This is a genomic window from Cupriavidus sp. FW306-1B-F12B, from assembly GCF_058781795.1.
Genome location: NZ_JBYSXC010000006.1, coordinates 319824 through 346184 on the forward strand (window position 1 = coordinate 319824; position 26361 = coordinate 346184).

At 65.3% G+C, this 26361-nt stretch carries 26 protein-coding genes; all 26 read left to right on the forward strand.

All coding sequences use genetic code 11. The annotated features are described in order from the left end of the window. The first annotated feature begins 51 nt into the window (after nucleotides 1–51). Nucleotides 52–2139, forward strand: coding sequence for an NADH-quinone oxidoreductase subunit L (gene nuoL, locus AC3WLE_RS13455; RefSeq protein ID WP_492320914.1), 2088 nt, complete (start codon nucleotides 52–54; stop codon nucleotides 2137–2139). Between the two features lie 27 nt (nucleotides 2140–2166). Beyond that, nucleotides 2167–3633, forward strand: coding sequence for an NADH-quinone oxidoreductase subunit M (locus AC3WLE_RS13460; RefSeq protein WP_492320913.1), 1467 nt, complete (start codon nucleotides 2167–2169; stop codon nucleotides 3631–3633). Between the two features lie 18 nt (nucleotides 3634–3651). Then, nucleotides 3652–5127: an NADH-quinone oxidoreductase subunit NuoN gene (gene nuoN / locus AC3WLE_RS13465; protein WP_492320912.1), complete on the forward strand. Its 1476-nt coding sequence runs from the start codon at nucleotides 3652–3654 to the stop codon at nucleotides 5125–5127. Between the two features lie 13 nt (nucleotides 5128–5140). After that, nucleotides 5141–5449, forward strand: coding sequence for a DUF2818 family protein (locus tag AC3WLE_RS13470; RefSeq protein ID WP_010809118.1), 309 nt, complete (start codon nucleotides 5141–5143; stop codon nucleotides 5447–5449). Between the two features lie 44 nt (nucleotides 5450–5493). After that, nucleotides 5494–6129 carry an NUDIX domain-containing protein gene (locus AC3WLE_RS13475; protein ID WP_492320911.1) on the forward strand — a complete coding sequence of 212 codons (636 nt, stop codon included), beginning with the start codon at nucleotides 5494–5496 and terminating at the stop codon, nucleotides 6127–6129. Between the two features lie 128 nt (nucleotides 6130–6257). Next, nucleotides 6258–6704, forward strand: coding sequence for a DUF1178 family protein (locus AC3WLE_RS13480; RefSeq protein WP_492320910.1), 447 nt, complete (start codon nucleotides 6258–6260; stop codon nucleotides 6702–6704). Nucleotides 6705–6799: 95 nt separating this feature from the next. After that, nucleotides 6800–8002: an acyl-CoA dehydrogenase family protein gene (locus tag AC3WLE_RS13485; RefSeq protein ID WP_492320909.1), complete on the forward strand. Its 1203-nt coding sequence runs from the start codon at nucleotides 6800–6802 to the stop codon at nucleotides 8000–8002. Between the two features lie 13 nt (nucleotides 8003–8015). Then, complete coding sequence (locus tag AC3WLE_RS13490; RefSeq protein WP_492357023.1) at nucleotides 8016–9134, forward strand: acyl-CoA dehydrogenase family protein; 1119 nt, start codon at nucleotides 8016–8018, stop codon at nucleotides 9132–9134. Between the two features lie 169 nt (nucleotides 9135–9303). Next, nucleotides 9304–9747 carry a MaoC family dehydratase gene (locus AC3WLE_RS13495; RefSeq protein ID WP_035819974.1) on the forward strand — a complete coding sequence of 148 codons (444 nt, stop codon included), beginning with the start codon at nucleotides 9304–9306 and terminating at the stop codon, nucleotides 9745–9747. Nucleotides 9748–9779: 32 nt separating this feature from the next. Continuing rightward, the gene (locus tag AC3WLE_RS13500; protein ID WP_492320906.1) at nucleotides 9780–10256 is read left to right on the forward strand and encodes a MaoC family dehydratase; all 477 of its coding nucleotides are present in this window, start codon (nucleotides 9780–9782) and stop codon (nucleotides 10254–10256) included. Nucleotides 10257–10857: 601 nt separating this feature from the next. Further along, entirely contained in the window at nucleotides 10858–11817 is a 960-nt protein-coding gene (gene cyoA, locus AC3WLE_RS13505) for a ubiquinol oxidase subunit II (protein ID WP_492357022.1), read from the forward strand. 14 nt (nucleotides 11818–11831) lie between these two features. Continuing rightward, nucleotides 11832–13805 carry a cytochrome o ubiquinol oxidase subunit I gene (gene cyoB / locus AC3WLE_RS13510; RefSeq protein ID WP_010809110.1) on the forward strand — a complete coding sequence of 658 codons (1974 nt, stop codon included), beginning with the start codon at nucleotides 11832–11834 and terminating at the stop codon, nucleotides 13803–13805. Nucleotides 13806–13810: 5 nt separating this feature from the next. After that, nucleotides 13811–14455 carry a cytochrome o ubiquinol oxidase subunit III gene (gene cyoC, locus AC3WLE_RS13515; protein WP_058698665.1) on the forward strand — a complete coding sequence of 215 codons (645 nt, stop codon included), beginning with the start codon at nucleotides 13811–13813 and terminating at the stop codon, nucleotides 14453–14455. After that, nucleotides 14455–14823, forward strand: coding sequence for a cytochrome o ubiquinol oxidase subunit IV (gene cyoD / locus AC3WLE_RS13520; protein WP_492320904.1), 369 nt, complete (start codon nucleotides 14455–14457; stop codon nucleotides 14821–14823). Before cyoC ends, cyoD begins: the two co-directional genes overlap by 1 nt. Nucleotides 14824–15180: 357 nt before the next feature. After that, the gene (gene urtA, locus AC3WLE_RS13525; RefSeq protein WP_010809107.1) at nucleotides 15181–16437 is read left to right on the forward strand and encodes an urea ABC transporter substrate-binding protein; all 1257 of its coding nucleotides are present in this window, start codon (nucleotides 15181–15183) and stop codon (nucleotides 16435–16437) included. A gap of 155 nt (nucleotides 16438–16592) precedes the next feature. Continuing rightward, a complete protein-coding gene (urtB, locus tag AC3WLE_RS13530) occupies nucleotides 16593–18236 on the forward strand; it encodes an urea ABC transporter permease subunit UrtB (RefSeq protein WP_492321681.1) in 1644 nt (547 codons plus the stop codon). Beyond that, nucleotides 18236–19441, forward strand: coding sequence for an urea ABC transporter permease subunit UrtC (gene urtC, locus AC3WLE_RS13535; protein ID WP_492352054.1), 1206 nt, complete (start codon nucleotides 18236–18238; stop codon nucleotides 19439–19441). Before urtB ends, urtC begins: the two co-directional genes overlap by 1 nt. After that, nucleotides 19438–20286, forward strand: a complete 849-nt coding sequence (gene urtD, locus AC3WLE_RS13540) for an urea ABC transporter ATP-binding protein UrtD (RefSeq protein WP_010809104.1) — start codon at nucleotides 19438–19440, stop codon at nucleotides 20284–20286. Before urtC ends, urtD begins: the two co-directional genes overlap by 4 nt. A gap of 2 nt (nucleotides 20287–20288) precedes the next feature. After that, a complete protein-coding gene (gene urtE, locus AC3WLE_RS13545; RefSeq protein WP_013956039.1) occupies nucleotides 20289–20981 on the forward strand; it encodes an urea ABC transporter ATP-binding subunit UrtE in 693 nt (230 codons plus the stop codon). Between the two features lie 122 nt (nucleotides 20982–21103). After that, the gene (locus AC3WLE_RS13550; protein ID WP_492352038.1) at nucleotides 21104–21973 is read left to right on the forward strand and encodes an urease accessory protein UreD; all 870 of its coding nucleotides are present in this window, start codon (nucleotides 21104–21106) and stop codon (nucleotides 21971–21973) included. A 44-nt stretch (nucleotides 21974–22017) separates the two neighbouring features. Next, a complete protein-coding gene (locus AC3WLE_RS13555) occupies nucleotides 22018–22320 on the forward strand; it encodes an urease subunit gamma (protein ID WP_010809101.1) in 303 nt (100 codons plus the stop codon). Nucleotides 22321–22374: 54 nt separating this feature from the next. Next, a complete protein-coding gene (locus AC3WLE_RS13560; protein ID WP_492352039.1) occupies nucleotides 22375–22986 on the forward strand; it encodes a HupE/UreJ family protein in 612 nt (203 codons plus the stop codon). An 11-nt stretch (nucleotides 22987–22997) separates the two neighbouring features. Then, nucleotides 22998–23303 (forward strand): urease subunit beta, encoded by a 306-nt coding sequence (locus AC3WLE_RS13565; protein WP_492357021.1) that lies wholly within the window; start codon nucleotides 22998–23000, stop codon nucleotides 23301–23303. Further along, nucleotides 23300–25018, forward strand: coding sequence for an urease subunit alpha (ureC, locus tag AC3WLE_RS13570; protein ID WP_269148705.1), 1719 nt, complete (start codon nucleotides 23300–23302; stop codon nucleotides 25016–25018). Before AC3WLE_RS13565 ends, ureC begins: the two co-directional genes overlap by 4 nt. 29 nt (nucleotides 25019–25047) lie before the next feature. Further along, nucleotides 25048–25659 carry an urease accessory protein UreE gene (ureE, locus tag AC3WLE_RS13575; RefSeq protein WP_492352040.1) on the forward strand — a complete coding sequence of 204 codons (612 nt, stop codon included), beginning with the start codon at nucleotides 25048–25050 and terminating at the stop codon, nucleotides 25657–25659. A gap of 9 nt (nucleotides 25660–25668) precedes the next feature. Further along, nucleotides 25669–26361 carry an urease accessory protein UreF gene (locus tag AC3WLE_RS13580; RefSeq protein WP_492352041.1) on the forward strand — a complete coding sequence of 231 codons (693 nt, stop codon included), beginning with the start codon at nucleotides 25669–25671 and terminating at the stop codon, nucleotides 26359–26361.

Sequence of the window (26361 nt, forward strand, 5' to 3'; positions counted from 1 at the left end):
CGCACTACGCAGATACCCAAGACTCACCGACCGCACACCACTAAGCGTCCTATGGCAACCACGCTCAACCCCAACCTGCTGCTTGCGATCCCGCTGGCGCCGCTAGTCGGCTCCGCGATCGCCGGCCTGTTCGGTACCAAGTTCTTTGACCTGTTTTCCTCGGAGTCGCGCGGCGGCCGGATGGTGGCCCACACCTCGACGATTCTGGGCGTGGCCATTGCCTGCGTGCTGTCGGTGATGGTGCTGCTCGACGTGATGAACGGCGCCGGCTACAACGGCACCGTCTACGAGTGGATGGCCATCGGCAGCCTGAAGATGGAGGTCGGCTTCCTGGTCGACTCGCTGACCGCGATGATGATGGTGGTGGTGACCTTCGTCTCGCTGATGGTGCACATCTACACCGTCGGCTACATGGACGGGGACCCCGGCTACAACCGCTTCTTCGCCTACATCTCGCTGTTCACCTTCTCGATGCTGATGCTGGTGATGAGCAACAACTTCCTGCAGCTGTTCTTCGGCTGGGAAGCGGTGGGCCTGGTGTCGTACCTGCTGATCGGCTTCTGGTACACCCGCCCGACGGCGATCTTCGCCAACATGAAGGCGTTCCTGGTCAACCGCGTCGGCGACTTCGGCTTTATCCTCGGCATCGGCCTGCTGCTGGCCTACGCCGGCAGCATGAACTACACCGAAGTGTTCGCCGCGCGCGACCAGCTGGCGACCGTGATCTTCCCGGGCACCGACTGGCTGATGATCACCGTGGCCTGCATCTGCCTGTTCATCGGCGCGATGGGCAAGTCGGCGCAGTTCCCGCTGCACGTCTGGCTGCCTGACTCGATGGAAGGCCCGACCCCGATCTCGGCGCTGATCCACGCGGCAACGATGGTGACCGCCGGCATCTTCATGGTGGCGCGCATGTCGCCGCTGTTCGAGCTGTCGGATACGGCGCTGTCCTTCGTGCTGGTGATCGGTGCCATCACGGCGCTGTTCATGGGCTTCCTGGGCATCATCCAGAACGACATCAAGCGCGTGGTCGCTTACTCGACCTTGTCGCAGCTGGGCTACATGACCGTGGCGCTGGGCGCTTCGGCATACTCGGTGGCCGTGTTCCACCTGATGACGCACGCGTTCTTCAAGGCACTGCTGTTCCTGGGTGCGGGCTCGGTCATCATCGGCATGCACCACGACCAGGACATCCGCAACATGGGCGGCCTGCGCAAGTACATGCCGATCACCTGGATCACCTCGCTGGTGGGTTCGCTGGCGCTGATCGGCACGCCGTTCTTCGCGGGCTTCTACTCCAAGGACTCGATCATCGAGGCCGTGGCCGAGTCGCATATCGCGGGTTCGGGCTTTGCCTACTTCGCCGTGCTGGCGGGCGTGTTCGTCACCGCGTTCTACTCGTTCCGCATGTACTTCCTGGTCTTCCACGGCAAGGAGCGCTGGGGCCAGAACCATGCCCACCAGCATCATGAGGGCGACCATGAGGACGAAGAGGTCTCGCACGACCACCACCATGGCCTGGCCGCCGGCGAGAAGCCGCACGAGTCGCCGTGGGTGGTGACGCTGCCGCTGGTGCTGCTGGCGATCCCGTCGGTGATCGTCGGTGCGATCGCGATCGAGCCGATGCTGTTTGGTAATTTCTTCAAGAACGGCATCGCGTTCAAGGACGTGATCTTCGTTGGCGAGAACCACCACGCCATGGCCGAGCTCAAGGAAGCATTCCACGGCTGGGTGGCAATGGCGATCCACTCGCTGACCACGCCCGTGCTGTGGCTGGCCGTCGCCGGTGTGGTGCTGTCCTGGTTCTTCTATATGAAGCGCCCGGATATCCCTGAAGCCATCGCGAACCGCTTCTCGGGTCTCTACAAGCTGCTGGACAACAAGTACTACATGGACGCCATCAACCAGGCCGTGTTCGCCCGCGGCGCACGCCTGCTCGGTACCGGCCTGTGGAAGGGCGGCGACCAGAGCCTGATCGACGGCCTGTTCGTTAACGGCGCGGCGCGCCTGGTGGCTTCGTTTGCTTCGGCAAGCCGCTACCTGCAGTCGGGCTATATCTACCACTACGCGTTCGCGATGATCGTCGGCATGCTGGTGCTGCTGACGCTAACGGTCACGGGCGTGATCGGCACCAAGTGATAGGCACCAAGTAAGGAAAACATAGAAATGGTTCTGTCTTTCTCAATCTGGCTGCCTGTCTTTTTCGGCCTGCTGATCCTGGCCTTCGGCTCGGACCGCAGCCCGGGCTTTGTCCGGTGGATGTCGCTGTTCGGCTCGATCGCCAGCTTTGTCGTCACGCTGCCGCTGGTATTCCACTTCGACCGCGCCAGCGCGGCCATGCAGTTCGTCGAAAAGGCGAGCTGGATCGAACGCTTCAATATCAACTACCTGTTGGGTGTTGACGGCATCTCGATGTGGTTCGTGGTGCTGACCGCCTTCATCACGGTGATCGTGGTGATCTCGGCCTGGGAAGTGATCACCGAGCGTGTGGCCGAGTACATGGCCTCGTTCCTGATCCTGTCGGGCCTGATGGTCGGCGTGTTCTGCACGCTGGACGGCATGCTGTTCTACGTGTTCTTCGAGGCCACGCTGATCCCGATGTACATCATCATCGGTGTCTGGGGCGGCCCGAACCGCGTCTATGCCGCGTTCAAGTTCTTCCTGTACACGCTGGCGGGCTCGCTGCTGACGCTGATCGCGCTGCTGTACCTGTACAACAAGACCGGTACCTTCGAAATCCTGCAATGGCACCAGGCCAAGCTGTCGATGAACGAGCAGATCGCGCTGTTCATTGCCTTCTTCGTCGCCTTCGCGGTCAAGGTGCCGATGTGGCCGGTGCACACCTGGCTGCCGGACGCCCACGTGGAAGCGCCGACCGGCGGTTCGGTGGTGCTGGCTGCCATCATGCTGAAGCTGGGCGCCTACGGTTTCCTGCGGTTCTCGCTGCCGATCGCGCCTGACGCCAGCCACTACCTGGCCCCGTTCATCATCACCATCTCGCTGATCGCGGTGATCTACATCGGCCTGGTCGCCCTGGTGCAGGCCGACATGAAGAAGCTGGTGGCGTACTCGTCGATCGCCCACATGGGCTTCGTCACGCTGGGCTTCTTCATCTTCAGCGACATCGGCGTTGAAGGCGGCATCGTGCAGATGATCTCGCACGGCTTTATCTCCGGCGCGATGTTCCTTTGCATCGGCGTGCTGTACGACCGCGTGCACTCGCGCCAGATCGCCGACTACGGCGGCGTGGTCAACACCATGCCCAAGTTCGCCGCGCTGGCAGTGTTCTTCGCGATGGCCAACTGCGGCCTGCCGGCCACCTCGGGCTTCGTCGGCGAATTCATGGTGATCCTGGGCGCGGTCAAGTTCGACTTCTGGATCGGCCTGCTGGCCGCCACCGCACTGATCTTCGGCGCCGCCTACTCGCTGTGGATGGTCAAGCGCGTGATCTTCGGCGATATCGTCCACCAGCACGTGCGCGAGCTGGTCGACCTGAACAAGCGTGAGTTCGTCATGCTCGGCCTGCTGGCCATCATGACGCTGTACATGGGCCTGCACCCGAAGCCCTTTACCGACGTGATGCACGCGTCCGTGGTGAACCTGCTGTCCCACGCGGCGCAGTCCAAGCTGTAATCGGGGAGAGAAATCAACATGCAACCGTCCTCGACACTCGGCCCTGTGGCGCCGATCATCTTCCTGGCGATCGCCATCGCCGCGATCAACTGGATCGACCTTGCGCGCGGCAAGGGCAAGCAAAGCGTTGCCTATCCGCTGTCGCTGCTGACCACCCTGGTGCTGACGGTGTGGTTCGGCCTGAACGCCGCCGCCGGCGAGACCCACTACGCGTTTTCCAACCTGGTGGTGATCGACCCGATGGCCAACGTGCTGTCGGCGTTCTGCGCGGCGGGCCTGTTTGTCACGCTGGTGTACACGCGCCGCTACCTGGCTGAGCGCGACATGTTCGCCGGCGAGTTCTACATGCTGGCCCTGTTCACGCTGGGCGGCCAGATCGTGATGATCACCGGCAACAACTTCCTGACCCTGTACCTGGGCCTGGAACTGCTGTCGCTGTCGTCGTACGCGCTGGTGGCACTGCGCCGCGAATCGCGCGTGACCTCGGAATCGGCGATGAAGTACTTCGTGCTGGGCGCGCTGGCTTCGGGCTTCCTGCTGTACGGCATCTCGATGATGTACGGCGCCACCGGTTCGCTGAACCTGGGCGAAGTGTTCCGCGTGGTCGAGTCGGGCCGCGTCAACACCACCATGCTGGCCTTTGGCGTGGTCTTTATCGTCGCCGGCCTGTCGTTCAAGCTGGGTGCCGCGCCGTTCCACATGTGGATCCCGGACATCTACCAGGGTTCGCCGACCGCGGTGACGCTGCTGATCGCCGGCGGCCCCAAGGTGGCAGCTTTTGCGCTGTTCATCCGCGTGCTGGTGGAAGGCCTGCTGCCCCTGGCCAGCGACTGGCAGATGATGCTGGTGGTGCTGTCGATCATTTCGCTGGCCATCGGCAACCTGACCGCCATCGTGCAGAGCAACCTGAAGCGGATGCTGGCGTACTCGACCATCTCGCACATGGGCTTCGTGCTGCTGGGCCTGCTGTCGGGCGTGGTCGCCAACAAGGCTGACGGCGCCGCCGATGCGTACAGCTCGGCGATGTTCTACTCGGTGACCTACCTGCTGACCACGCTGGGCACCTTCGGCATCATCCTGCTGCGCACGAACAAGGGTTTCGAGGCCGAGACCCTGGAAGACCTGAGGGGCATGTCGCGCCGCAACCCGTGGTTCGCGTTCCTGATGCTGGTGATGATGTTCTCGCTGGCCGGCATTCCGCCGACCGTGGGCTTCTATGCCAAGCTGGCCGTGCTGGATGCGGTGGTCAAGTCGGGCATGACCTGGCTGGCCGTGGTGGCCGTGCTGTTCTCGCTGATCGGCGCGTTCTATTACCTGCGTATCGTCAAGCTGATGTACTTCGATGCGCCCGCTGCTGAAGAAGAGCTGGAAGCAACCTTTGGCCTGCGCTCGATGCTGAGCGTGAACGGCGCCGCGGTGATCCTGCTGGGTATTTTCCCGGCCGCGCTGATGAACCTGTGCTACCAGGCCATCCGCTCGACCCTGGGTTCCTGATCCGCCACACGCCATGAGCGCATCCGCAAGCGGCTGGTTTGTCATCCTGCTGGCACTGATCAGTGCGAACCTGCCGTTTGTGAACCAGCGCCTGTTCGTGCTGATCCCGCTGCGGCGGGCGCGCAAGCCGCTGTGGCTGCGCCTGCTGGAACTGATCGTATGGTTCGCGGTGGCGGGCGCCGCCGGCTTTGCGGTGGAGGCCAGCCTTGGAAACGCCTTCCCGCAGGGCTGGCAGTTTTACGCCATCACCGCGTGCATGATGCTGGTGTTTGCCTTCCCGGGCTTCACCTGGCAATACCTCGTCAAACACCGCACGGCCTGAAGCCGGTCTTGTCGGCGCCGGGCCCTGCCTGATCCGGAGCGTCCATGACCGACAAGATCCAACGCGGCACCCCGTCTACCGCTGAACCCGCCGGGAACGACGACGCACTGAAGGAAGTGTGCGTCGCCTCGGCCACGGTCCATCGCGGCAAGTTCCTCACCCTCAAGCAAGATATCGTCAGGCTGCCGGACGGCAAGCAGACCGGGCGCGAGTACGTGGTCCATCCGGGCGCGGTGATGATGATCCCGCTGTTCAGCGACGGCACCGTGCTGATGGAGCGCCAGTTCCGCTATCCGATCGGCGAAGTGATGCTGGAATTCCCCGCCGGCAAGCTTGATCCGGAAGAGGGCGCGCAGCGCTGCGGCGAACGCGAACTGCTGGAGGAGACCGGCTACAGCGCGGCGCGCTGGGACTACCTGACGCGCATCCACCCGGTTATCTCGTATTCCACCGAGTTCATCGACATCTTCCTGGCGCGCGACCTGACGCATGGCGAGGCGCAGCTCGACGACGGCGAGTTCATCGAGACCTTCATCACGCCGGTGGGGCAGGTGATCGATTGGGTCCGCAGCGGCCGCATCACCGACGTAAAGACCATCATCGGCGCATTCTGGCTGGAAAAAGTGATCTCGGGTGCCTGGCAACCGGGCGAACAGCCGCTGCCGCATTACGCCGTATAGTGAGTAGTGAGCCGCGTGGATTCTGCGCCATGCGGTTGTTCCCGAACGGTCGTTCTAAAAAATTTAGCACGACCGTTCACAAAATTTCGATTCGCGGATAATATAGCTTTTGACGGGCTGGAAAGATCATGAAGGTGCTCGACCTGCGCTGCGCGCATGACCATGGTTTCGAGGGCTGGTTTGCCTCGGAAGAAGATGCGCAGTCGCAAATCTCGCGTGACCTCGTCCAATGCCCGGTCTGTGGCGACCACGCCGTGACGCGGCTGCCCAGCGCGCCGCGCCTGAACCTGTCGGGCGCGACCGCGCGCGAAGGCAGCGCCAGGCCGGCGCAGCCGGCCGCCGCACCGGTGACACTGCAAGCGCTCTATATGAATGCAGTGAAGCAGGTGCTGGCACAGACCGAGGACGTTGGCGATCGCTTTGCCGAAGAGGCGAGGCGCATGCACTATGACGAGGCGCCGGAACGCGGCATTCGCGGTTCGGCCTCGGCGGAGGAGGTGCAGGCGCTGGCCGAAGAGGGCATCGAGACTTTCCCGCTCGTGGTGCCGGATGCGCTGAAGCAGACGGCTCACTGAATTGCGTCTTGTGCCCGTTTGCTGTCGGCGCTTGACGTGCAGGCAGAACAAACCGCCGGCGGCCCCACGCCAAGCCGGCACCACTGGAGACGGGCATGGATCTCAACTACTCGGCGTCCGACAACGCCTTCCGCGAGGAAGTGCGTAGCTGGCTCGAAGCCAACTTGCCGGCGGACATCCGCAGCAAGATTCTCAACCACCGCCGTCCGAACCGCGACGACCTGGTGCGCTGGCACAAGACCCTGGCCGGTAAGGGCTGGTCGGCACCGCACTGGCCGGTCCAGTACGGCGGCACCGGCTGGAACGCCACCCAGCGCCATATCTGGGATGAAGAGAATGCCCGCGTCGGCGCGCCCGGCGTGCTGCCGTTCGGCGTGGCGATGGTCGCGCCGGTGATCATGAAGTACGGCAGCGAAGAGCAAAAGTCGTACTACCTGCCGCGCATCCTGGACTGCACCGACTGGTGGTGCCAGGGCTATTCGGAGCCGGGCTCGGGCTCGGACCTGGCCTCGCTGAAGACCCGTGCCGAGCTGACTTCGGACGGCAAGCACTATATCGTCAACGGCCAGAAGACCTGGACCACGCTCGGCCAGCACGCCGACATGATCTTCTGCCTGGTGCGCACCGACCCCGAGGCCAAGAAGCAGGAGGGCATCTCGTTCCTGCTGATCGACATGAAGACCCCGGGCATCACCGTGCGCCCGATCATCATGCTCGACGAAGAGCATGAGGTGAACGAAGTCTTCTTCGACAATGTCAAGGTGCCGGTCGAGAACCGCGTCGGCGAAGAGAACAAGGGCTGGACCTACGCCAAGTACCTGCTGGGCCACGAGCGCACCGGCATCGCCCGCGTGGGCAACTCCAAGCGCGAGCTCGGCTTCCTCAAGCGCGTGGCGCGCCAGCAGCAGAAGAACGGCAAGCCGCTGCTGGAAGACCCGGTGTTCGGCGCCAAGGTGGCCGCGCTGGAAATCGAACTGATGGCGCTGGAAATCACCGTGCTGCGTGTGGTCTCGAGCGAAGCGGCAGGCAAGGGCCCCGGCCCCGAGGCCTCGATGCTCAAGATCAAGGGCACCGAGATCCAGCAGCTGCTGACCGAGCTGATGGTCGAGGCCGTCGGCCCGTACGCGCAGCCGTTCGACACCGCCTACCTGGAGTGCGAGACCGAGCACGCCGTGACCGGCTACGACGACGCCGCGCCGCTGGCCGCGTACTACTTCAACTATCGCAAGACCTCCATCTATGGCGGGTCCAACGAAATTCAGAAGAACATCATCAGCCAGATGATTCTGGGGCTGTGAGGAGACACGCAACATGAACTTCAATCTCAGCGACGAACAGAAGCAGCTGGCCGACGCCGTCCGCCGTTTCATCGACAAGGACTACGGCTTCGAGTCCCGCAAGCAGAACTACGAAAGCGCCGCCGGTTATGGCGACGCCGCCTGGGGCTCGCTGGTCGAGCTTGGCCTGACCGCGCTGCCGGTGCCGGAAGCGCAGGGCGGTTTCGCGGGCAAGGCCCTGGACATGATGGTGGTGCAGCAGGAGCTGGGCCGCGGCCTGATCGTGGAGCCGTACCTGGCCACGGTGGTGGGCGCCTACGCCCTGGGCCTGGCCGGTGGCCAGGATGCGCTGCTGGAACAGGTCGCCGGCGGCGAACTGAAGCTGGCCGTGGCCTTCAACGAGCCGCAGGCGCGCTATGAACTGAACGACGTGCGCGTCACCGCCCGCGACGGCAAGCTCAACGGCCGCAAGACCGTGGTGCTGCACGGCGGCCAGGCCGACAAGCTGATCGTGTCGGCCCGCAGCAGCGGTGCCGAAGCCGACCCGGACGGCATCTCGCTGTTCCTGGTGGATGCCACGGGCGCCGGCGTCAGCATCAAGGACTACCGCACCATCGACAACCTGCGCGCGGCCGACATCACCTTCCAGGATGCCCCCGCGCAACTGCTGGGCGAAGCCGGCAAGGCCTTCCCGGTGATCGAGCAAGCGGCCGACTACGCTGCCGTGCTGCTGTGCGCCGAGGCCGTGGGCGTGATGGATACGCTCAATGCCGCCACGCTGGAATATGCCAAGACGCGCCAGCAGTTCGGCGTGCCGATCGCGCGCTTCCAGGCGCTGCAGCACCGCATGGTGGAGATGTTCATCCACGCCGAGCAGTCGCGTTCGATCACGCTGCTGGCCGCGGCACGCTTCGAAGAAGTAATGCCGGAAGAGCGCCGCCGCTATGTCTCCGCCGCCAAGGCGCGCGTGGGGCAGGCAGCGCGCACGGTCGGCCAGGAGGCAGTGCAGATCCACGGCGGCATGGGCGTGACCAACGAACTGCCGGCCGCGCACATGTTCAAGCGGCTGACGCTGATCAACACCACCTTCGGCGACGTGGATCACCACCTGGGCAGGTTCGCCGCCCAGCCGGGGTTCCAGGAAGCTGCCTGATCCTGCCAGTCCAAGCAAAACCGCGCTGTAGTCCAGGCGCGGTTTTTTTTTTCTTTGGGGACCGTTAGGGGCGGGTTCGGCAAATACGGACGCCGGCCCCCGGCGGCCATGCGATCATCGCCTGAGCAAACTTAGCGCCCTGGCGCCAATCACTACAGAGAGACAACCGATGCTGTATTTCGAGGACTTTGAAGTCGGCAGCCGCCGCGAACTGGGTTCGTACCTCGTCACCGAGGAAGAGATCCTGGCCTTTGCCCGCCAGTACGATCCGCAGCCGTTCCATATCGACAAGGAAGCCGCGGCCAAGAGCATCTATGGCGGCGTGATCTCGAGCGGCTGGATGACGTGCTCGATCATGATGCGGCTGCTGGTGCTGAGCACCACCGGCAAGTCGGCCAGCATGGGCTCTCCCGGCGTGGACGAGATCCGCTGGCTCAAGCCCGTCTACGCCGGCGACACGCTCACCGTCGTGCTGAATGTGCTCGATACCCGGCCGTCGCAGTCCAAGCCGGACCGCGGCGTGGTCCACACCCAGTGGGAAGCCACCAACCAGCGCGGCGAACTGGTCTGCACCGTCAAGGGCATGGGCATGTACGGCCGCCGCCCCGCTTAAGAACACTTTATCGTCACGAGGAGACTATCGACATGCGCACCATCGCAACGCTGGAAGAACTGGAAGGCCTGCAGGGCCAGGAAGTCGCGGTAAGCGACTGGATCGAGGTGACCCAGCAGCAGGTCAACCAGTTTGCCGATGCCACCGGCGACCACCAGTGGATCCACATCGACGTGGAGCGCGCGAAGAAAGAGTCGCCCTATGGCGGCCCGATCGCCCACGGCTTCCTGACGCTGTCGCTGCTGCCAAAGTTCATGCACAACGCGCTGCATATGCCGTCGAAGATCGGCGTCAACTACGGCCTGAACCGCGTGCGCTTCACGGCACCCGTGCCGGTGGGCAGCAAGCTGCGCGCGCGCATCAAGCTGCTGAAGGTCGAGCGTCTCGATCCGCTGCCGAAGTCGCCCGAACTGGTGGGGGCACAGTCCACCTGGGAAGTGACGGTGGAGCGCGAGGGCAGCGACCGTCCGGTCTGCGTCGCCGAGTCGATCACGCGCCGCTACGGGTGACGGATACGCAGTTTTGACGCGGTGCGACAATATGCCACACAGGCATGTCGCACCCCGGAGGCCGCCTAATGCGCGGCTTTCTGCATTTTTAGGAACCGATTTGTGACGTTGATGCCGGTCAAATGCTGCTTCGCGGATTTGTGCGTCGATTGTCCGTTCTGCTGAACAGTGTGTTCTGTGCCGTTGGGTTTACCCCTAATGTTGCGTTGCGGTACAGTCGCGCCCACGATGTTTTACGTGTTGCGCTCCCCGGCCGAAAACCGCGCTTGCCATGAAGGCAAGTCCGTCGGGAAGTGCAAAAACCTCGTATTCCAACGCTACCCGGCCGCTGTGCTGAGCCGGGACCGTTCGCGGTTTCGGCCAGGTGCCGCAGCGCCGGCAAGGTCCTACAGGGCCTGCAGCGCACGCAGTCAGTTGTCCTTCCGTGTTCATGGCGTTGCAAGGCCGCATGGTCCCCCGGCGTTCGATCCGCCGCCCGACCGCAACGCCAGCTAAGGACACGTCCTTCCGGTTTTCCCTCAGCCCCACGCCTCTTGCGCGAGCATCAGGCGGTTTAGCCACGCTTTTGCCCGAAGCGCGGTGTAACCAAACCAGTCGTGACATGAAGAAACCCATACTGCCGCGTTGGACGCGGTTCCTGCCTTGCCTTGGCCTGCTCCTGCTCGCCGGCTGCAACATGACGCTGCTCGACCCGAAAGGGCAGGTCGGCGTCGACATCAAGAACATCATCCTGATCGCGACCTGGCTCATGCTGCTGGTGGTGGTGCCGGTGATCGTGCTCACGCTGGTGTTCGCCTGGAAGTACCGCGCGTCCAATACCTCGGCGCGCTATGAGCCGGACTGGTCGCACTCCACCGCGATCGAAGTGGTGGTGTGGCTGATCCCCTGCCTGATCATCATTGCGCTGGGCATCATCACCTGGAAGTCCTCGCACGACCTGGACCCGTACAAGCCGCTCGAATCCAGCAAGAAGCCGGTCACCGTCGAGGTGGTGGCGCTGAACTGGAAGTGGCTGTTCATCTATCCGGAACTGAAGATCGCCACGGTCAACCAGATCGCCTTCCCGGTCGACACCCCGGTGAACTTCAAGATCACCTCGGATTCGATCATGAATTCGTTCTTCATCCCGCAACTGGGCAGCCAGGTATACGCCATGGCAGGGATGGAGACCAAGCTCCACCTGATCGCCAACGAAGCCGGCTCTTACGACGGCGTGTCCGCCAACTACAGCGGCGGCGGCTTCTCGGGCATGAAGTTCAAGGCGGTCGCCATGTCGAACTATGAGTTCGACCAGTGGGTCGCCAAGGTTCGCGCCTCGTCCACCGAACTGGGCGTTGAAGGCTACAAGACGCTGGCACAACCCAGCGAGAAGGAGCCGGTCACGTACTACGGCAAGGTGGAAGACAAGCTCTTCCACAACATCCTGCACAAGTACATGGACCACAGCGGCACGGCGCTCGCCGCCGACGGGTTCAAGGGCGGCCCGATCTGCACGTCGCGCAACACCCTCGGCGAAGAGCAGCTGTCGATGAACACGCCGGCCAAGCCGGCGGGCGCGTAATCCTGGGAGCAATGATGTTTGGCAAGTTGAGTTTGTCGGCGATTCCGTTTCATGAGCCGATCATCATGGTCGTTCTGGCCGGCGTCGCCCTGGGCGGTGCCGCGCTGCTAGGCGCGATCACCTATTTCAAGAAGTGGGGCTACCTCTGGAACGAGTGGTTCACCTCGGTCGACCACAAGAAGATCGGCGTGATGTACTGCCTGGTCGCGCTGATCATGCTGCTGCGCGGCTTCGCCGACGCGGTCATGATGCGCACCCAGCTGGCGCTCGCCACCAATGGCGCGACCGGCGTGCTGCCGCCCGAGCACTACGACCAGATCTTCACCGCCCACGGCGTGATCATGATCTTCTTCGTGGCCATGCCGCTGATGACCGGCCTGATGAACCTGGTCGTGCCGCTGCAGATCGGCGCGCGCGACGTGGCCTTCCCGTTCCTGAACACGCTGTCGTTCTGGCTGTTCGTGTCGGGCGCCATGCTGGTCAATGTCTCGCTGGGCGTCGGTGAATTCGCCAAGACCGGCTGGCTGGCCTACCCGCCGCTGTCGGGCCTGGACTTCAGCCCGGGCGTGGGGGTGGACTACTACCTCTGGAGCTTGCAGATCTCGGGCCTGGGCACCTTGCTGACCGGCGTGAACTTCCTGGTGACGATCCTGCGCATGCGCGCCCCGGGCATGACGCTGATGCGCATGCCGGTGTTCACCTGGACCGCGCTGTGCACCAACGTGCTGATCGTGGCTGCCTTCCCGGTGCTGACCGTGACCCTGGCGCTGCTGGGCCTGGACCGCTACGTCGGTACCCACTTCTTCACGAACGACGGTGGCGGCAACGCCATGATGTACGTGAACCTGATCTGGATCTGGGGCCACCCCGAGGTGTACATCCTGATCCTGCCGGCGTTCGGCATCTTCTCTGAAGTGATCGCCACGTTCTCGGGCAAGAAGCTGTTCGGCTACAAGGGCATGGTGTACGCGACCGCCGCGATCATGGTGCTGTCGTTCATCGTGTGGCTGCACCACTTCTTCACGATGGGCTCGGGCGCCAACGTCAACGCGTTCTTCGGCATCACCACCATGATCATCTCCATCCCGACCGGGGTGAAGATCTTCAACTGGCTGTTCACCATGTACCGCGGCCGGGTCCAGATGACCTCGCCGGTGCTGTGGACGCTGGGCTTCATGATCACCTTCGTGATCGGCGGCATGACCGGCGTGCTGATGGCCGTGCCGGCCGCTGACTTCGTGCTGCACAACAGCCTGTTCCTGATCGCCCACTTCCACAACGTGATCATCGGCGGCGTGCTGTTCGGCTACCTGGCCGGCATCACCTACTGGTGGCCGAAGGCGTTCGGCTTCACGCTGAACGAGCGGCTGGGCAAGTGCGCCTTCTGGTGCTGGCTGGTCGGCTTCTACTTCGCCTTCATGCCGCTGTACGTGCTGGGCCTGATGGGCATGACCCGCCGCCTGAACCACACCGACAACCCGGCCTGGACGCCGTGGCTGTACCTGGCCGTGGTCGGCGTGGTGTTCGTGGCGCTGGGCATCTTCTTCCAGGTGCTGCAGATCGTGGTGTCGATCCGCGACCGCAAGAAGCTGGCCGACGTGACCGGCGACCCGTGGGGCGGCCGCACCCTGGAGTGGGCCACCTCGTCGCCGCCGCCGTTCTACAACTTCGCGCACACCCCGGTGGTGCGTGACCTGGACGCGTTCTCCGACATGAAGGCCCGTGGCGAGACGCTGCCGACCGAAGGCTACGAGAAGATCCACATGCCCAAGAACACGGGCGCGGGCTTCATCATCGGCGCCTTCAGCCTGGTGTTCGGCTTTGCCCTGACCTGGCATATCTGGTGGATGGCCATCGTTGGCCTGGTGGGCATGGTGTGGGCGTTCATCCACCGCAGCAACGACGACCATATCGACTACTACGTGCCGGCCACCGAGGTCGAGCAGATCGAAACGCGCCATCTGCAGCGCATTGCTTCGCAAGCCTGAGAACCATGTCGACTCAAGTCCTAGACCGCATCCCCGCGCAGGCCGGCGCACCGGCCAAAGCCGACGCGCATGGCCATGACCATGCGCACCACGATACCAGTGCCAATACGGTGTATGGCTTCTGGATCTACCTGATGAGCGACTGCATCATCTTCGCCGGACTGTTCGCGGCCTTCGCCGTGCTGCGCGGCGAACTGGCAGGCGGCCCGTCGGCGAAGGAGCTGTTCGAGCTCAACTACGTGCTGGTGGAGACCTTCATCCTGCTGTTCTCCTCGATCACGTACGGCATGGCGATGATCTCGCTGCAGAACCGCAGCCTGAGCCGCGTGCAGGTGTGGCTCGGCATCACGTTCCTGCTGGGCGCGGCATTCATGGCGATGGAAATCAACGAATTCCATCACCTGATCGCCGAAGGCGCCGGCCCGGGCCGCAGCGCGTTCCTGTCGTCGTTCTTCACGCTGGTCGGCACCCACGGCCTGCACGTCGCCAGCGGCATGCTGTGGATGATCGTGCTGATGTGGCAACTGTCGAAGAAGGGCATCACCCCGACCTTGAGCAAGCGCCTGATGTGCCTGTCGCTGTTCTGGCACTTCCTGGACGTGGTCTGGATCGGCGTGTTTACCGTGGTCTACCTGATGGGACATCTGTGATGGCACAACACAACGCACCGGCGGCGCACGGCGCCCACGATTCGCACGACTCGCACGCGGGTCATGACACCCACGCCAGCTTCAAGTCGTACGCAATCGGCTTCATCCTGGCCGTGATCCTGACCGTGGTCCCGTTCAAGCTCGTGATGGACGGCAGCATGGACAAGGGCACCATCCTCTGGATCATCCTCGGCATGGCCGCGGTCCAGATCCTGGTCCACCTGAAGTACTTCCTGCACCTGGACACGTCGTCCGAGCAGCGCAGCAACGTGATCGCGCTGCTGTTCACGGCGCTGATCCTGGTGATCGTGGTGGCGGGTTCGCTGTGGATCATGCACAACCTGAATGCCAACATGATGGTGATGTAAGGACCAACGTCCTGGCATCGAGAGCGGGGCCCTGCAAGGGGCCCCGTTTTTTTTTTGCCCGTCGCCTGCCTTGGGGCATGACGCCCGGCCTTGGTGCGGGGACGCGCAGCGCCTGGTGCCTTGCGCATGCCGCCCGCACGGAATTGCGCAGATGCACGGGAGTGGTGCGTGCGCCGCCTGCACTGCTCTGGTGCGGATGCGCGATCGCGGGCGGCGGCAGCGCCTGCGCGCCGCGCCAGCACGCCATCTGCCGGGGGTGCGGTGGGTATCAGGCGGCCTGCCTCCATGGCACGCTAGTTGCAGAAGCATCACCCGGGGAGCGTAGTCCCTGACTAACACCATAAACGGGAGCTGCAAATGCAACGACGTGACATGCTGAAGCTGTCGGCGATAGCCGCCGCGGCAATGATCGGTACCAGCCCGCTGGCCATGGCGCAGTCCAAGGAACCGATCAAGGTCGGTATCCTGCACTCGCTGTCCGGCACCATGGCCATTTCGGAGACATCGCTGAAGGACGTGGCCCTGATGACCATCGACGAGATCAACAAGAGCGGCGGCGTGCTGGGGCGCAAGCTGGAGCCGGTGGTGGTGGATCCCGCCTCGAACTGGCCGCTGTTCGCGGAAAAGGCGCGCCAGCTGATCACCAAGGACAAGGTCGCGGTGACCTTCGGCTGCTGGACCTCGGTGTCGCGCAAATCCGTGCTGCCGGTCTACGAAGAGCTGAACTCGCTGCTGTTCTACCCGGTGCAGTATGAAGGCGAAGAGATGTCGAAGAACGTCTTCTACACCGGTGCAGCGCCCAACCAGCAGGCCATTCCGGCGGTGGAATACCTGATGAGCAAGGAAGGCGGCGGCGCCAAGCGCTTCTTCCTGCTGGGCACGGACTACGTCTACCCGCGCACCACCAACAAGATCCTGCGCGCCTTCCTGAAGAGCAAGGGCGTGGCCGACAAGGACATCGAAGAGGTCTACACCCCGTTTGGCCACAGCGACTACCAGACCATCGTCGCCAATATCAAGAAGTTCTCGCAGGGCGGCAAGACCGCGGTGATCTCCACCATCAACGGCGACTCCAACGTGCCGTTCTACAAGGAGCTTGGCAACGCCGGGCTGAAGGCCAAGGACGTGCCGGTGGTGGCGTTCTCGGTGGGTGAGGAGGAACTGCGCGGCATCGATACCAAGCCGCTGGTGGGCCACCTGGCCGCATGGAATTACTTCATGTCGGTCAAGAACCCCGAGAACGACGCCTTTCGCAAGCAGTGGGCGGCATGGGTCAAGGCCAACAACCTGCCCGGCGGCGACAAGCGTGTGACCAACGACCCGATGGAAGCCACCTACGTGGGCATCCATATGTGGGCGCAGGCCGTGAAGAAGGCCGGCACCACCGACACCAACAAGGTGCGCGCCGCCATGTACGGCCAGACCTTCAAGGCACCGGACGGCTTCACGCTGACCATGGGCGAGAACCACCACCTGTACAAGCCGGTGATGATCGGCGAAGTGAAGGGCGACGGCCAGTTCTCGGTGGTGTGGAAGACGCCGAAGGCGGTGCGCGCGCAGCCGTGGAGCCCGTTCATCGCGGGTAACGAAGGCAAGCCGGACAAGGTGATGTAAGTAAGCCGGGCCACCCGCTGCCGGTTGGCTCCCCTCTCCCGCTTGCGGGAGAGGGGCTGGGGGAGAGGGCAGGCGCTTGCCAGCCAGATGGCACTCGCTTCGTCATGGACACCTGCCTTCTCCCCAAACACTCATTCCGCAACTCGCCAGCACCTATGCGCAATCCCTTATCCGTTTCCATCCTGCCATGGCTGCACGCCCTGCTGGCGGCGCTGCTGCTGGCGGCTGCGCCGTGGGCCGCGGCGCTGACGCAGGCCGAGCTGAAGCCGCTGGCCGAAGACGACTTCGATGCCAAGACCGCGGCGCTGACCGCGCTGGCCAAGGCCTCGCCGGAACAGGCCGGTCCGATCCTGAAGGCCTTGCAGGACGACGCGCTGCAATATGCGCCGTCGGTCGGCATGGTGCGCCAGGATGGCGGCAAGACCGTCGATGCCATTACCGGCAAGCCGGTCGCGGTGAAAGCCGACGAGCTCGAATCCCTGACCCTGAACAACAGCCTGCGCGCGCTGGTCGACAGCGCCGCCAGCAGCCTGCTGCTGCAGTCGCCCGATATCGCGGTGCGCGCGCAGGCCATCGCCACGCTGCGCGACCAGCCCGAGAGCGCCTCGCGCGCCGCGGTCGAAGCCGCGCGCAAGAACGAGGCCGATGCCGGCCTGCGCACCAGCCTGGACGTGATCTGGGCCAACCTGGTGCTGGCCGAGCCGGCCGACCCCGCAGCGCATGACGCGCGGCTTGAAGCCATCCGCATCCTCGGCAGCGACAGCAACCCGCAGAGCCGCCAGAAGCTGGCGCCGCTGGTGGAGCGCGACAGCGCCGGCAACTACCGCGAGCCCGATGCCGACGTGCGCCTGGCCGCGCAGCAGGCGCTGGACACGCTGCGCAGCGACCAGCGCCGCGCCGAGCTGATCGGCAACCTGTTCGCCGGCCTGAGCCTGGGCAGCGTGCTGCTGCTGGCCGCGCTCGGGCTGGCCATCACTTATGGCCTGATCGGCGTCATCAACATGGCGCACGGTGAATTCCTGATGATCGGCGCCTATGCCACCTATGTGGTGCAGTCGCTGTTCCGCGCCTACGCGCCGGGTGCGTTCGACTGGTACCTGCCGGCGGCGCTGCCGGCCTCGTTCCTGGCCGCCGCGCTGGTGGGCTTCGTGCTGGAGCGGCTGGTGCTGCGCCACCTGTACGGCCGCCCGCTGGAAACGCTGCTGGCCACCTTCGGCGTGAGCCTGCTGCTGATGCAGGCGGTGCGCACGCTGTTCGGCGCGCAGAACGTGGAAGTGGCCAACCCGGCGTGGATGAGCGGCGGCATCGAATGGATGCCGGGCCTGGTGATCCCGTACAACCGCATTGTCATCATCCTGTTCGCGCTGGCGGTGGTGGCGGTGGCGTGGGCGGTGCTGAACCGCACGCGGCTGGGGCTGTTCGTGCGCGCCACCACGCAGAACCGCACCATGGCGGCCTGCGTCGGCGTGCGCACCTGGAAGGTCGACAGCTACGCCTTTGCCTTCGGCGCCGGCATTGCCGGGCTGGGCGGCTGCGCGCTGTCGCAGATCGGCAATGTCGGCCCCGACCTGGGCCAGGCCTACATCATCGATTCGTTCATGGTGGTGGTGCTGGGCGGCGTCGGGCAGCTGGCCGGCACCATCGTCGGCGCCTTCGGGCTGGGCATCATCAACAAGTTCATCGAGCCCTTCTACGGCGCGGTGCTGGCCAAGATCTTTGTCCTGGTGCTGATCGTGCTGTTCATCCAGAAGCGGCCGCAGGGACTTTTCGCGCTCAAGGGGCGCAGCGCGGAGGCATGATGCAGCGAGTCCAATCGAATTCTTCCGCCACCGCGTTCCGGCTAGCGGTGCCGGAGCGGCAGGCGCTGTTCTCGCCGCGCGGCTGGCTGGTGCTTGCGGCGCTGGTGGTGATCGTCGGCATCGGCGTGCCGGTGTGTGCGCTGGTGTTGCCGGAGGGGCATCCGCTGCACCTGTCGGCTTATGCGCTGACGCTGGTCGGCAAGATCATGTGCTTTGCGCTGGCGGCGATCGCGCTGGACCTGGTGTGGGGCTACTGCGGCATCCTGAGCCTGGGCCACGGGCTGTTCTTCGCGCTGGGCGGCTACGCCATGGGCATGTACCTGATGCGATCGATCGGGCGCGAGGGCGTGTACAAGAGCGAACTGCCGGACTTCATGGTGTTCCTCGACTGGAAGGAGCTGCCGTGGTTCTGGCACGGCACCGAGCACCTCGGCTATGCGCTGCTGCTGGTGGTGCTGGTGCCGGGCGTGCTGGCCTGGCTGTTCGGCTTCTTCGCGTTCCGCTCGCGCATCAAGGGCGTGTACCTGTCGATCATCACGCAGGCGATGACGTATGCGGCGATGCTGCTGTTCTTCCGCAACGAGACCGGCTTCGGCGGCAACAACGGCTTCACGGACTTCAAGCGCATTGCCGGCTTTGCGATTGCGGCGCCGCAGACGCGCACGGCGCTGTTCGTGCTGACCTTCCTGGCGCTGCTGGCGGGCTTCATCGCCTGCCGCTACATCGTCACGTCCAAGCTCGGGCGCGTGGTCACCGCGGTGCGCGATGCCGAGATGCGGGTGATGTTCTCCGGCTACAACCCGCTGGGCTACAAGCTCTTCGTGTGGACCTTCTCGGCGGTGCTGTGCGGCATCGCGGGGGCGCTGTACGTGCCGCAGGTGGGCATCATCAACCCCGGCGAGATGTCGCCCGGCAATTCGATCGAGATGGCGGTGTGGGTCGCCGTGGGCGGGCGCGGCACGCTGATCGGGCCGGTGATCGGCGCGTTCCTGGTCAATGGTGCCAAGACCCTGTTCACCGCCCACTTTGCCGAATACTGGCTGTTCCTGCTGGGCGCGATGTTCGTGCTGGTGACCTTGTACCTGCCCGATGGCGTGACCGGGCTGTGGAACCGGCTGCGCGAGCGGCGCGCGGCCATACCACCAGCCGCTGCAGACCCTGTTTCCGCGCCCGCCGTGGCAGGACGCACCGGAGGTGAAGCATGAATGCCGCACTCCAGCACGGCCAGGCCGAAAGCGGCGACGCCACCGGCCTGGGCCGCATCGTCGAACCCGGCACCATCGACGTCTCGCACGGGCCGATCCTGTACCTGGAAGACCTGACGGTGCAGTTCGACGGCTTCCGCGCGCTGAACAAGCTGACCTTGTCGATCGACCATGGCGAGCTGCGCTGCGTGATCGGCCCCAACGGGGCCGGCAAGACCACGATGATGGATGTCATCACCGGCAAGACCGGGCCGCGCAATGCCAATGTCAGCGGGCGCGTGTTCCTGGGCCAGACCATCGACCTGATGCGGATGACCGAGCCGCGCATCGCGCAGGTCGGCATCGGCCGCAAGTTCCAGAAGCCGACGGTGTTCGAGCAGCACGCGGTGTGGGAGAACCTGGAACTGGCGATGAAGGCCGACAAGCGCTGGTGGTCGTCGCTGCGCGCGCGGCTGACGGCCGAGGGGCATCGCCGCATCGAGGAAACGCTGGCGCTGACCGGACTGGAGGCCGAGGCCTACCGGCCCGCCGGGCTGCTGTCGCACGGGCAGAAGCAGCGCCTGGAGATCGGCATGCTGCTGATGCAGCAGCCGCAGCTGCTGTTGCTGGACGAGCCGGTGGCCGGCATGACCGATGAAGAGACCATGCAGCTGGCGGCGCTGCTCAATGGCCTGCGCGGCAGCTGCTCGATGATGGTGGTCGAGCACGACATGGAGTTCGTCGCAGCGCTCGCGGGCGATGCCGGCCAGGTCACGGTGCTGGCCGAGGGCAGCGTGCTGGCCGAAGGCACGCTCGACAGCGTCAAGCGCGATGAGCGCGTGATCGAATCCTACCTGGGAAGATAAGCATGCTGCAGGTCAATGCACTGAACCAGTTCTACGGCGGTAGCCATATCCTGCGCAATGTCAGTTTCGACGTGCCCGCCGGCAAGCTGACCACGCTGCTGGGCCGCAACGGCGTGGGCAAGAGTACGCTGCTCAAGTGCCTGATGGGCGTGGTGCCCACGCGCAGCGGCAGCATCCAATGGGAAGGGCAGGCGCTGGAGAAGAAGGCGCCATATGAGCGCGTGTCCGCCGGGCTGGCCTATGTGCCGCAGGGCCGGGAGATCTTCCCGCGGCTGACGGTGGAAGAAAACCTGCTGATCGGCGCCGCCAGCCGGGCGCGGCCTTCAGGCGTGCCGGACCGGATCTACCAGTTGTTCCCGGTGCTGCGCACCATGCGGCTGCGCCGCGGCGGCGACCTGTCCGGCGGCCAGCAACAGCAACTGGCGATCGGGCGCGCGCTGATGAGCGAGCCGGGCCTGCTGATCCTGGACGAACCCACCGAGGGCATCCAGCCTTCCATCATCCAGGACATCGGCCGGGCGCTGCGCCTGCTGGTCGACGAGTTCGGCATGACGGTGCTGCTGGTCGAGCAGTACTACGAGTTCGCGCGGCATATTGCCGACCACTATGTCGTGATGAGCCGCGGCGAAGTGGTGGCGCGGGGTGCCGGCGCCAGCATGGAGCAGGACGGCGTGCGGGAGTTGATCGCCGTGTAGGGCGGCTGCGCGGCAGCGCCGGGATTTGTGGGTCATACGCTGCTTACGCGAAGCCAGGCAGCGCGCTATGATTGCTTGCAATTCCCGCCATTGCGCGCGCGCCTCCGTCGGCTGTCCTTGCCATGCGCCATCCCGATCTTCCTTCATCGCTCACCGTGCCCGCCGCATGGCAGGCGACCCTGCGGCTGCGCTTTGCGCAGCGCGGCGAACGCACCGCGCTGACCGAGCGGCGCCACCAGGGGCCGCTGCTGGTGCAGAAGCCGCTGTACCCGGAAGGCGGCATCTGCCATGCGGTGATCCTGCATCCACCAGCGGGCGTGGCAGGCGGCGACAGCCTGGATATCGACGTGACGGTGGAGGCTGGCGCGCACGCCGTGCTGGCCACGCCGGGTGCCACCAAGTGGTACAAGTCGCTCGGCCGCGAGGCGGCGCAGCATGTGCGCCTGACGGTGGGCGCAGGCGCGCGGCTGGACTGGCTGCCGCAGGAGAACATCGTCTTCGACGACGCCCGTGCGCGGATTTCGACCGTGCTCGACGTCGCGCCCGGCGGCAGCGCGATCGGCTGGGATGCGGTGGTGCTGGGCCGGCAGGCATCGGGCGAGCAGTGGGCCAGCGGCGCGCTGTGGCTGGATACCCGCATCGGCACGGGCGAACGCGCGTTGTGGATCGAGCAATCGCATCTTGAAGCCGAGTCGCCGCTGCGCACCGCGGTAGCCGGCCTCGATGGACTCAATGTGCTGGGCACGCTGTGGGCGGTAGGCGAGGGCGCGACGCAGGAACTGGCCGAAGCCCTGGCCGAACAGCTGCCTTATACGCCGGAGCTGCGCGCCGGCGTGACCTGCCTGGCCGCCAACGGCCAGTCGATGCTGCTGCTGCGCGTGCTGGGCCGGCACATGGAAGCCGTGCGCCACGTCATGGTCGACAGCTGGCAGGCGCTGCGCATGCCGATCCACGGTGTCGCGGCGCGGCCGCTGCGGCTGTGGGCCACGTAGGCCGCCAACAGAGACAACCGAACACAGGAAACCAGGAACAAGAGATGGAACTGACGCCGCGAGAGAAAGACAAGCTGCTGATCTTCACCGCCGCGCTGCTGGCCGAGCGGCGCAAGGCACGCGGGCTGAAGCTGAACTACCCGGAAGCGGTGGCGCTGATCACCGCCGCCATCATGGAAGGCGCGCGCGATGGCCGCACCGTGGCCGAGCTGATGCATGAGGGCACCACCGTGCTGGGCCGCGAGGACGTGATGGATGGCGTGGCCGAGATGATCCCCGAGATCCAGGTGGAGGCCACCTTTCCGGATGGCACCAAGCTGGTGACCGTCCACCATCCCATTGTCTGAGCATGACCGATTCCGATTCTGGACCGCGATAACAAGACCAACCCGAGAGCCGACATGAACCGTACCGCCTGCCTGCGCCTTGCCCTGGGCACTTCCCTGACCGTTGCCGCCGGCGCCGCGCTGGCGCATCCCGGCCACGATGCCGCCACCGTCAGCGCCAGCCTGTGGGCCGGCCTGGCGCACCCCTTCACCGGCGCCGACCATTTGCTGGCGATGGCGGCGGTGGGCGTGTGGAGCGCATTGATTGCCCGCTCGGCCGCCGACACCCTGCGCCTGCCGCTGGCCTTCGTGGCGCTGATGCTGGTGGGGGCTGCAATCGGCCTGTCCGGTGTGGCGCTGCCCGCAGTCGAACCGATGATCTCGGCCTCGTTGCTGGTGATCGGGTTGCTGCTGGCGCTGCGCGCGAAGCTGCCGGCGTGGGCCGGTACGCTGCTGGTCGGCGGCTTTGCCATCTTCCACGGCTACGCCCACGGGGCCGAACTGCCCGCCACTGCGGGCGCGCTGCCTGCGGTACTCGCATACGTAGGCGGGTTTGCGGCCGCCACCATGGCGCTGCACCTGCTGGGCATCGGCGCCGGCGCGTTGCTGCGCCGCCATGCCGGCTGGCTGGCCCGCGCGGCGGGTGCCGGCGTGGCGCTGTATGGCGCCAGCCTGCTGGCGGCCTGAGGAGAATCGTCATGATCCCCGGTGAACTGATGCCCGCCGTCGGCGAGATCGAACTGAATGCCGGCCGCGCCACGGTCAGCGTGACGGTGGCCAATACCGGCGACCGGCCGATCCAGGTCGGCTCGCACTTCCATTTCTACGAGACCAATGCGGCGCTGGCCTTTGACCGCGAAACCGCGCGCGGCTTCCGGCTGAATATTGCCGCCGGCACCGCGGTGCGCTTTGAGCCCGGCCAGACGCGCACGGTGGAACTGGTGGCGCTGGACGGCGACCGCATCGTCTATGGCTTCAACGGCAAGATCATGGGAGCGCTGTGATGGCAAAGATCTCCAGGCAGGCCTATGCCGAGATGTTCGGCCCGACCACCGGTGACCGCCTGCGGCTGGCCGATACCGGGCTCATCATCGAAGTCGAGAAAGACTTCACCATCTATGGCGAGGAAGTGAAGTTCGGCGGCGGCAAGGTGATCCGCGACGGCATGGGGCAGAGCCAGCGCATGGCGAAGGACTGCGTCGACACCGTCATCACCAATGCGCTGATCGTTGACCACTGGGGCATCGTCAAGGCCGATATCGGCCTGAAGGGCGGGCGCATCGCGGCGATCGGCAAGGCCGGCAATCCGGATATCCAGCCGGGCGTCACCATCGTGGTCGGGCCGGGCACCGAGGTGATCGCGGGCGAGGGCATGATCGTCACCGCAGGCGGCATCGACAGTCATATCCACTTCATCTGCCCGCAGCAGATCGAAGAAGCGCTGATGAGCGGTGTCACCACCATGATCGGCGGCGGCACCGGGCCGGCCACCGGCACCTTCGCCACCACCGTGACGCCTGGGCCGTGGTACATGGAGCGCATGCTGCAGGCGGCCGATGCCTACCCGATGAATATCGGCCTGCTGGGCAAGGGCAACGCCAGCCAGCAGGGGCCGCTCCTGGAGCAGGTGGAAGCGGGCGCCATCGGCCTGAAGCTGCACGAGGACTGGGGCACCACGCCGGCGGCGATCGACACCTGCCTGTCGGTGGCGGACGCAACCGACACCCAGGTGGCGATCCATACCGACACGCTCAACGAAGCCGGCTTCGTTGAAGCGACCATCGCCGCCTTCAAGGGCCGCACCATCCATACGTACCACACCGAAGGCGCAGGCGGCGGCCATGCGCCCGACATCATCAAGGTGTGCGGCGAGGCCAACGTGCTGCCGTCGTCGACCAACCCGACGCGCCCGTACACGGTCAACACGCTGGACGAGCACCTCGACATGCTGATGGTGTGCCACCACCTGGACCCGTCGATTGCCGAGGACATCGCCTTTGCCGAAAGCCGCATCCGCCGCGAGACCATCGCCGCCGAAGACATCCTGCACGACCTGGGCGCGTTCTCGATGATCTCCAGCGACTCGCAGGCGATGGGGCGCGTCGGCGAGGTCATCATCCGCACCTGGCAGACCGCGCACAAGATGGCGCTGCAGCGCGGCAAGCTGCCGGGCGATCCCAACGATGCGCGCGGCGGGCACGACAACTTCCGCGTCAAGCGCTATGTCGCCAAGTACACCATCAACCCGGCGCTGACGCATGGCATTGCCCATGAAGTGGGCTCGGTTGAAGTCGGCAAGTGGGCCGACCTGGTGTTGTGGCGTCCGGCGTTCTTCGGCGTCAAGCCCAGCCTGATCCTGAAGGGCGGCATGATTGCCGCGGCCGCGATGGGCGATCCCAATGCGTCGATCCCGACGCCGCAGCCGGTGCACTACCGGCCAATGTTTGCTTCGGCCGGCGGGGCGCTGCACCGTTCGTCGCTGACCTTTGTGTCGCAGGCGGCGCTGGCGGCCGGCATCGGCGAGCGCTACGGGCTGGCCAAGACGCTGTCGGCGGTGCGCGGCACGCGCACGGTAAGCAAGCGCGACATGGTGCACAATGACTGGCAACCGCACGTCACGGTCGATCCGGAGACCTACCAGGTCGTTGCCGACGGCCAGTTGCTGACCTGCGAGCCCGCCACCGAGCTGCCCATGGCGCAGCGCTATTTCCTGTTCTGACTGGCCGGGGCCCGCGCCCCGCATCGCCCATGCTGAAGATCGACAAACTCCTGAGCGCCCCGCACGGCATCGCGCCCGTGCTGGTGCGCCGCTCGCCCAAGCTGGTCCTGCCCTTCGCCGAACGCAGCAAGAGCCGCCTGCGCGCGGTGCTCGACAACGGCGACGAAGCCGCGCTGTTCCTGCCGCGCGGCACCGTGCTGCGCGGCGGCGACCTGTTGGTGGCCGAAGACGGCAGCTTCGTGGAAGTGCAGGCCGCTGCCGAGGCGGTGCTGGAAGTGCGCGCGGAAGACCCGCATGCGCTGATGCGCGCGGCCTATCACCTTGGCAACCGCCATACGCCGGTGGAGATCGGGCGCGACTACCTGCGGCTGGAATACGACGCGGTGCTGGCGGACATGCTGCAACGGCTGGGCGTGCGCGCCGAACGTGCCGAGCTGCCGTTCGAGCCGGAGGCGGGGGCTTATGGCGGCGGGCACAGGCATGGGCACGATGCGACGTTTGCGGAGGACTATGCGGCGGCGCAGGCGGTGTTTCATGAGCATCATGGGCACGAGCACGGGCATTCGCATGGACAGGGTCATTCCCACGATCACGGTGATCCGCACCATGTCCACGACGAGCATTGCGGACACAAGCATTGATTGCGTGCCATGACCGGCCTGCCCCAACTGATCTCGCTGCTGCACCTGGCATCGCCATCGCTGCCGATCGGCGGCTTCAGCTATTCGCAAGGCCTGGAGGCTGCGATCGATTGTGGCAGCGTGCACGATGCGCCGAGCGCAGAACGATGGATCCGCGACAACCTGCTGCATGTGCAGGCGCAATGCGAAGCGCCGTTGTGGCTGCTGCTGCATCGCTGCTGGAAAGCGGGCGATGCCGCGCAGGTGCGGACATGGAGCGACTGGTTCCGCGCCACGCGCGAGACTTCCGAGTTGCGGCTTGAGACCGAGCAGATGGGCTGGTCGCTGTCCAGGCTGATTGCGCAGATGGAGTGGGGCGCGCCCGTGCTGCGCGAGACGCTGGCGGCGCTGTCGCCGGTGTGCCTGCCGACGGCGTTCACTGCGGCATGCGTGGCGCTGCAGGTCGAGGCGCGCGACGGCCTCGCCGCCTATTGCTTCAACTGGGCCGAGAACCAGGTCGCCGCGGCGATCAAGGCGGTGCCGCTGGGCCAGGTGGCGGGGCAGCACATGCTGCGGCGCCTGCACGGCGCGGTGCTCGACACGGTCGATGAAGCCGCGCGCCGCGCCGACGCCACGCCGCCGCAACTCTCCACCTTTTCCCCGATGCTGGGCCTGCTTTCCGCGCGCCACGAAACGCAGTACTCCCGGCTGTTCCGATCCTGA